9 protein-coding genes and 1 tRNA gene are annotated in these 7,972 nt (G+C 37.0%); 3 read left to right on the forward strand and 7 right to left on the reverse strand.

The window, feature by feature from the left end:
• Positions 1-163: 163 nt before the first annotated feature.
• The 7 genes from AC6F75_RS10780 to AC6F75_RS10810 form a co-directional block, all read right to left on the reverse strand.
• Positions 164-646 (reverse strand): biopolymer transporter ExbD, encoded by a 483-nt coding sequence (locus AC6F75_RS10780; protein WP_500715026.1) that lies wholly within the window; start codon positions 644-646, stop codon positions 164-166.
• A 21-nt stretch (positions 647-667) separates the two neighbouring features.
• Positions 668-1,279, reverse strand: coding sequence for a biopolymer transporter ExbD (locus AC6F75_RS10785; protein WP_500715027.1), 612 nt, complete (start codon positions 1,277-1,279; stop codon positions 668-670).
• 2 nt (positions 1,280-1,281) lie between these two features.
• Positions 1,282-1,695 carry a hypothetical protein gene (locus AC6F75_RS10790; RefSeq protein ID WP_500715028.1) on the reverse strand — a complete coding sequence of 138 codons (414 nt, stop codon included), beginning with the start codon at positions 1,693-1,695 and terminating at the stop codon, positions 1,282-1,284.
• Positions 1,696-1,716: 21 nt separating this feature from the next.
• Positions 1,717-2,517, reverse strand: coding sequence for a MotA/TolQ/ExbB proton channel family protein (locus tag AC6F75_RS10795; RefSeq protein WP_500715029.1), 801 nt, complete (start codon positions 2,515-2,517; stop codon positions 1,717-1,719).
• An 82-nt stretch (positions 2,518-2,599) separates the two neighbouring features.
• A tRNA-Ser gene (locus AC6F75_RS10800) sits at positions 2,600-2,687 on the reverse strand.
• A 93-nt stretch (positions 2,688-2,780) separates the two neighbouring features.
• Positions 2,781-3,809, reverse strand: a complete 1,029-nt coding sequence (locus AC6F75_RS10805; RefSeq protein ID WP_500715030.1) for a type I asparaginase — start codon at positions 3,807-3,809, stop codon at positions 2,781-2,783.
• A gap of 1 nt (position 3,810) precedes the next feature.
• The gene (locus AC6F75_RS10810; protein WP_500715034.1) at positions 3,811-4,578 is read right to left on the reverse strand and encodes a YchF/TatD family DNA exonuclease; all 768 of its coding nucleotides are present in this window, start codon (positions 4,576-4,578) and stop codon (positions 3,811-3,813) included.
• Between the two features lie 106 nt (positions 4,579-4,684).
• Here AC6F75_RS10810 and AC6F75_RS10815 point away from each other — a divergent pair, with 106 nt between their 5' ends.
• From AC6F75_RS10815 to AC6F75_RS10825, 3 genes are read left to right on the forward strand one after another with little or no spacing between them, the layout of a single operon-like run.
• Positions 4,685-5,158 (forward strand): aspartyl protease family protein, encoded by a 474-nt coding sequence (locus AC6F75_RS10815; RefSeq protein WP_500715031.1) that lies wholly within the window; start codon positions 4,685-4,687, stop codon positions 5,156-5,158.
• Positions 5,159-5,202: 44 nt separating this feature from the next.
• A complete protein-coding gene (locus AC6F75_RS10820; RefSeq protein ID WP_500715032.1) occupies positions 5,203-7,212 on the forward strand; it encodes an ATP-binding protein in 2,010 nt (669 codons plus the stop codon).
• Positions 7,212-7,847 carry a response regulator gene (locus AC6F75_RS10825; protein WP_500715033.1) on the forward strand — a complete coding sequence of 212 codons (636 nt, stop codon included), beginning with the start codon at positions 7,212-7,214 and terminating at the stop codon, positions 7,845-7,847. Before AC6F75_RS10820 ends, AC6F75_RS10825 begins: the two co-directional genes overlap by 1 nt.
• The last annotated feature ends 125 nt before the right edge of the window (positions 7,848-7,972 follow it).

The following is a 7,972-nucleotide window of genomic DNA, read 5'->3' on the forward strand; positions in this document are numbered from 1 at the left end:
GGAACGATGTAATGCCCTTATATACATTTCGGTTTGTTTTCAATAATTGGCGATGGGCACTTCATGCTTTATGCAATTGTTTATGCTAAGATACTTTATTTTAAGCAACAAAAAACGCCCTGATAAAATTATCAAGGCGCAAACTTTTAGGTCCTAAATGATATTATTGAAGGTTTGCCGCAGCTTCACCATCACGTGTTGTATAGTTTACTCTCAAAGCGTTAACTTTTCGTAATTCTTGTTTAATATCTGAAACCAATCCCATATTGGTTTCACCGTCTACTTTGAGGGCAGTTGTTAAAAAAGGAATTAATTCCTCACGTTTGCTTGATCTTTCAGCTTCGATGAAAGCTTGTACATCACTCACCTCTGCAAATTTATCGTTTAGTTGGATCCTGCCTTCCGTACCATATTGTTCCTGATATCTGGGAAGCGGTTTTCCTGCATAGATATACATCACCAAATCCTTTTTATCCAGTTTTTCAACTTCATCTGCATAGGGTAAAACATTTTCAATCAATGGAGTGGTTTGTCTCAAAACAGTTACTACCATAAAGAAAAACAATAGTATAAATATAATATCGGGTAATGATGCTGTTGAAATTCCCGGTGTTCCACCGCCTGTTTTTTTCTTAAACTTAGACATAGTCTTAAATTAAATAAATTCTTATTCTCTTCTTCTTGGCTCTGCTTCAGACAGTTTTTGTGGGTACATGGCTTTAAGTACGTCCAGTTGCTCTTTTAGCCTGTCCTTGTCACCTCTCCAATTGGCATCGGCAAAGTTTTTCTCCATTTGCCTATATGATTGGCCAAACAAACGCTGTGCTTCTCTTTCCCTAAGGTCATTATAAGCGGCCACCAATTCGTTTTGAACAGCGATATACATTTTATAACTTGTCAATCGGTCATTCTGTAACGAGATTACTGCCTTGTCAGGATTTTCGGAAGATGTTGGGTCGCCTGCACCTTGACAGTAATCACAAGCTTCCTCTCCTATGCCAGCACCATTGTCAAGAAAGTCCATTGCCCTTTCTCTTAAGTTTTTCAACTCTAAAGGATCATCGTTGACCAGCAACTGGTCATCTTTGTTTACCAAAACAATGAGAATATTTCTTTTTCTCATATCTATTTCCGGTACGTCAGGGTCGATTGGAGGAAGTCTTCTCGTAATTCCACTATCTGTCTCAATGGTTGTGGTAACCAGAAAGAAGATAAGGAGTAAGAAGGCAATATCTGCCATCGAACCTGCACTTACTTCCGGTGCTGATCGTTTAGCCATAATTAATTTTTAACTAATTTTTTAACTCCTGAAATAAACATTAAACCAATGGCAATTATCACCAGAAAATAAAATGTTCTTAAACCAGTATCTACCCATTTTGAACCGCTTTCAGATACAATAAGCACTCCTTGTTTGTATACATCTTCACCACTTGAAAGTGCATAAGAAATTACGATAATCAAAATGAAAGCACCAACAGATATCAATGTTTTCTTAAGGGTTGCTTTATTTGTAAACAGTTGCGCCAATGAAAACAAGAGCGTAAAAGCAATAGCTAATCCTAAAACCACATAGGCAATGCTCATGTAGAATGAAATTGTTCCGTTGTTTCCTGACCAGATAGTTGCAAGCAACACAATCCCTAAAAGAGCCAGTATCAATACTACAATACGTATTATTTTGTGTAAAGCCATAATATATATTTATGGAAGTTATTATTTGTTTTTGTGTGCTACTAAGATGTCTATCAACGTGATTGATGCATCTTCCATATCATTTACGATTCTATCGATTTTAGCAATGATATAATTGTAGAAAATCTGAAGGATAATTGCCACAATCAAACCAAATACAGTTGTCAAAAGTGCCACTTTAATACCTCCCGCTACCAGTGATGGCTGCATATCACCTGCCGCCTCGATTCTATCGAAGGCAATAATCATACCGATTACCGTTCCCATGAACCCAAGCATTGGTGCTAGAGCGATAAACAGGGAAATCCACGATACATTTTTCTCTAATTGCCCCATTTGAACACCTCCATAAGCAACAACTGCTTTTTCAGCAGCATCAATACTTTCATCTGCCCTGTCCAGACCCTGATAGTAGATTGATGCTACAGGACCCTTGGTATTTCGGCAAACTTCTTTAGCTGCTTCAACACCGCCACTTCTCAAAGCATCTTCTACATCCTGGGCCAGTTTTTTGGTGTTTGTTGTAGAAAGGTTAAGATAAATGATTCTTTCAATAGCAATTGCAAGACCAAGAATCAAACACAAAAGAACGATTCCCATAAAACCGGGACCTCCCTCAATAAACCTGTTTTTTAATACTTGGTGAAACCCCAGAGACTCTTCAGGCTCAGGCATTGCATCCTGAAATGATGCAGTTGTGGTTGTGGCTGTGATGGTTTGAATGTCTTCAGGGAAAACCTGAATTTCATCGTAAGCATTTGCATTAACTGATACAGTTAGCGCTATTGCTGCAACTGCTAAAATAGAAAATAATCTTTTCATTGCGTATGGACTTAAAAGTTTGTTTTTAGTTAAGGGTTTAAAGATATAAAAATAATTATTTAAAAAACAATTTAAAATTTTGCAGAGAGGAAGGGATTCGAACCCTCGATACGCTTTTGGCGTATACACACTTTCCAGGCGTGCGCCTTCGACCACTCGGCCACCTCTCTAATTATTCTCACTCCACCGATATGGTTGAACGTTTTTACAGCGTGCCAAATAACAAAAAAAATCTTACTTAGTGAAATAATATCACATTAATTTTATGTCATTTCTCCCCTTAAGGAAGTTTCAAAGATGGTTTTAAAAACTTTGGAAGAAATTTTCTGCCCCAGCAAGTACATCAGTTTGGTAATTGCTGCCTCGGTGGTAATGTCTTTTCCCGAAATCACACCCTTCTTTTTCAGCCTGATACTGGTTTCATATTGCCCCATAGCAACACTTCCGCCTGAGCATTGAGTGACATTGATTACGGGAATTCCCTTTTGTATGGTTTTTTCAATCAAATCAATGAACCAGTCTTCATCGGTGGCATTTCCGGAGCCGTAAGTTTCCATAACCACGCCTTGCAACCCTTTTAAATTAAGCATATGGCTGAGCACTTCTTCAGATATTCCGGGAAAAAGTTTGATCAATAATACACGGGTTTCAAGGTCAAGATGAACTTTAAATTTTCTTTTACTTGCCTGTCTGAAGAGTTTTTCTCTATTCACAGAAAGGTGGACGCCGCTTTCTATTAATTCCGGGTAGTTGAGCGAAGCAAAAGCTTCAAAATGTTCGGCATTGATTTTTGTGGTTCTATTGGCACGATACAATTTATATTCAAAATAAAGGCCAACTTCAGTAACAACGGGTTTGTTGTTTTCGCGTAAAGCGGCAATCTGTATGCTGGTGATTAGGTTTTCTTTGGCGTCTGTTCTTAAATCCCCAATGGGCAACTGCGAACCGGTAAAAATCACCGGCTTGTCCAGGTTTTCAAGCATAAAACTCAATGCCGATGCGGTGTATGACATGGTATCGCTGCCGTGTAAAACCACAAATCCATCGTTTGTTGTGTAGTTATCCTCAATGATTTCTGCCAGTTGTACCCAATATTTGGGGTGCATATTGGAGCTGTCAATGGGTTTTTCAAAACTCAAAGTAGTAATGTTGCAGTCCAGTAGTTTTAATTCGGGAATGTGAGCCAGAAGTTCGTCAAAATTAAAACTCTTTAATGCTCCGGTTTCAAAATCCTTGATCATACCGATGGTTCCACCGGCGTAGATTAAAAGTATGTTTGGTTTTTTTGGCATATTAAATAGAAAAAACGTCTTTTGAATTTTGAGTGGTGATTTCGGCAACTTCTTCCATCGAAACTCCATAAATATGTGCTACTTTTTCAGCTACCAGCATTAGGTAACTGCTTTCATTGCGCTTTCCGCGAAAGGGAACCGGAGCCAAATAAGGCGAATCGGTTTCCAACACAATGTGCTCTATGGGAATTTCATTTAAAAATTGATCGATTTTTCCGTTTTTAAAAGTGACCACCCCTCCAATGCCCAGTTTCATGTTGAATGAAATGGCTCTTTCGGCCTGTTCCTTGCTTCCCGTAAAGCAATGAAAGATACCAAAAAGTTTGTCATCTTTTTCAGTTTCAAGCACATCAAATATTTCGTCAAAAGACTCCCTGCAATGAATCACTATGGGGAGTTTTTTTCGTTTTGCCAGTTGAATTTGCCTTTTGAAAGCATCCTGTTGAATGGCAAGTGTGCTTTTATCCCAATAGAGATCAATGCCAATCTCGCCCACGGCCACAAAATCCCTTTCGGAAAATTGCTTTTCCACAAAAGCGAGCTCTTCTTCATAATTTTCCTTCACCGATGTGGGATGCAATCCCATCATTAAATGAACGTTTTCAGGATAATTCCTTTCCAAATCAAACATAGCAGCAGCATAGCTTTTGTCGATGGCCGGGATAAAAAAGCGTTTGACGTTCAAATCAAAAGCGCGTTGCATCATTTCCTTTCGGTCTTCAGCAAATTGACTGCTGTACAAATGGGTATGGGTATCGGTCAAAATCATAAATGCAAAACTAATTGATTTTGTTGAGTTATCTTTGCGAAAGTCCATAATGGACACTATAAGAAAAAAAAGACCATCACTAAGTTATATAAATTAAACAATATCAATGGTCTGTGAATTTTACATAAATAAAAAAGACGTGAACAGCCTCAGACAATTTTTAGAGTCAAAAAATTTTAAACGAATTTCCCTTAAAAAAATTAACTCCAACCACTTTGAAGTTATTGCTAAAGTAAACGGCATTAAAGGCACATTTATCTTGGACACCGGTGCGTCAAACAGTTGTATTGGGCTGGATAGCGTGGGCCATTTTAAGCTTAAAGTAAAAGAAAGTGAAATTAAAGCCGCAGGGGCAGGTGCGATCGGGATGCATACTCAAATTGCAGAGGCCTATAATTTAAACATTGGCGATTGGAACCGAAAAAAGGTTGACTTTGTTGTCTTTGATTTATCACATGTAAACAAAGCCCTACATATTGCAGAAGCCGATGCCGTAAACGGAATAATTGGTGCAGATGTATTAAAAGAAGGAAGGGCTGTAATCGATTATGGTAGAAACTGTTTGTATTTAAAACAATAATATTCTCAGATAAAATTTTTAATACCTTTATAAAAAATTATGCAATGAAAAAAACATTATTTGTTTTTCTCTTTATAGTCCTTTCACCTATTTCCAGATCACAGGAAACTTTCGACTATTACAAACAAATTATAGAAAAAACCACAGACCAGCACCAAAAACTGGCAGCTATTGATTCTATATTGGGAATCACCTGGAAGGAGCGCAATTTTAATGATTTTATTGACTATACTTTTAGCTATGTCGAGCTTGCCGAAAACTTAGGCGAATATGAGCACCTTGCCAAAAAGGCGATGAATGCGACCCACCCCATTGCTACTTTCAGAAACGACCCGCAACTCGCTGTCCAGCTTATCAACAAGGCCATTAAATATGAATCAAAATTAAATGAAAATTTTTTAAAAGGTGGTTTATACCTGAGAAGAGGCCGTGCATACGTGCGATTTGACACCCAAAAAGCCATAGACGATTACGACAAAGCACTTGATATCTTTGGTGAAGAAGACGACGCCTACAAAGCTGATGCTTATTTGTTCAGGGGGCAGGCCTATTCAAATCAAGGATTGTTTGTTCAGGCAAGTGATGATTATAAAAAGGCGTATGACTATTACGAAAAAGCAAATATTCCTGAATATATGCTTCACGCCAGAAGTGGAGAAATCATCATGTTCAGTAAAAACGGATTTATTGAAAAAGCAATTGACCAAAGGGAAGTACTCATCAGTGAAATCAAAAAACTGAACCTTTACCAATATTTAAGCATCCACCTTTACAACCAATCGATAGATTACAAAAAATTAGACAATGACAACAAAAGGCATCAATTGCTAAATGAAGCCCTTACATTTGCCGATTCGGCAAACAACCCTACTTTTAATTATACAGCCATTTACAGTTCGCTTTCAGAGCATTACTCTTTGAACAATGACCTTGAAAATGCAGAGATGTATTTAACCAAAGCGGAAGAATATCTTCCCAACATACCCAACGACCGGTATGCCAATTCCATTTATTTAATGGCTGCTATTCAATATCATATAAGTACAAAAAACTGGATTCTGGCCAAAGAAAAAGCAATCGAAAGACTTGAAGTTATGGAGAACCTTGGCCTGGATGAAGAAACCCTCAACACACATCAAACACTGTCTGAAATATATTTAAAGCTGGGTGACAAGGAAAGTGCTTTTACCCATTTAAATCTGCATACAAGCTTAAAAGACTCGATATTCAATCAGTCTAATACCAATGCTTTGATTTATTACCAAACCTTATATGAAACCGAAAGAAAGGAAAAAGAACTTACGGAAAATCGTAGCAGCATCGCCTTACTTGAAGAAAAAAACAGTTCGATGAGGCGGCAATATGTTTTTGGCGGAATTACGGTAACATTAGGGTTTATCCTTCTATTTCTCTATAAAAATCAACGTGACCTGAAGCATAAAAAGGATATGAATGAAAAATACGCCCAAGACCTGCTTTTGGCACAGGAAGATGAGCGAAAACGCGTATCCAAAGACCTGCACGATGGCATTGGGCAAAGTTTATTGCTCATTAAAAACAAAGTGGCTTTAAACAAAGACGACACTACCAAAAATCTGGTTGAAAATGCCATTGAAGAAGTTCGCTCCATTTCGCGGGCACTTCACCCCTTTCAACTTCAGGAATTGGGTATTACCAAAGCCATTCAAAACATTATTTTCCAAATAGATGAATCCACCGAATTGTTTATCACCTCTGAAATTGAAAATATTGACGGGCTTTTCAATATTCAACAAGAGGTAAATATTTACAGGATTGTTCAGGAAAGTTTCAATAATATCCTAAAACATTCTCAGGCAAACGGAGTAAAAATCAAGATCAAAAAACTGCATAAACAAATCCATTTGTCTATTAAAGACAATGGGAAAGGATTTCATTTTTCTGAAAAATACAGTGATTTGAAAAGCATTGGGTTAAAAACCCTTAATGAACGCGCTAAACTATTAAAAGGAACCATTAAAGTTGACAGTCAACCTAATCAAGGAACCTCACTTGAATTTTTAATCCCTTTTTGATGAAAGGCAAAACCATAATTACAGCTGACGATCATCCTCTATTGCTTAAAGGGCTCAATGATTTCCTTTTGGAAAAAGGATACACCATTATAGATAGTGCCACCAATGGAAAAACTGCATTTGAACTCATAGAAAAGCACCAACCCGATATTGCTATTCTCGATATTCAAATGCCAGAACTCTCCGGACTCGAAATTGCAAAACTCTGCGACATCCAAAAAATTAAAACCAAGATTATCATTATTACTTTTCACAAAGAAGCATCTCTTTATTTTGAAGCTAAAGAGTTAAATATTTATGGCTACCTGCTTAAAGATTTTGCTATTGAAGAAATTGAAAATTGTATTTCAGCTGTTTTGAACAACAGGCCCTATTTTAGTAAAAAAATTAAAGAATTGCTTCAATTAAAATCAGATACTTATCAGTTTCTTATTGACCTCACTCCATCTGAGAGGAAAATATTAAAATACATTGCTAACGATAAAACCAATAAAGAAATAGCCGATTTGCTTTTTATCTCTCCCAGAACGGTTGAAAAACACAGAAGTAATATTATTCAAAAATTAAATTTAGAGCCCAAAACCAACGCCTTACTCATCTGGGCCAAAGAAAATCAAGAACATTTCAAACTTTAACAAAAATACGTACTTACACGTAGTTATTATTTCGAATTACTTTATATATTTGTAGGAATATATTTCGTTATTATTATCCCCGCCCCATAAAATGTAATTTTTTTCGTCAAACTACCTACAGTTTG

The organism is Planktosalinus sp. (assembly GCF_059864935.1).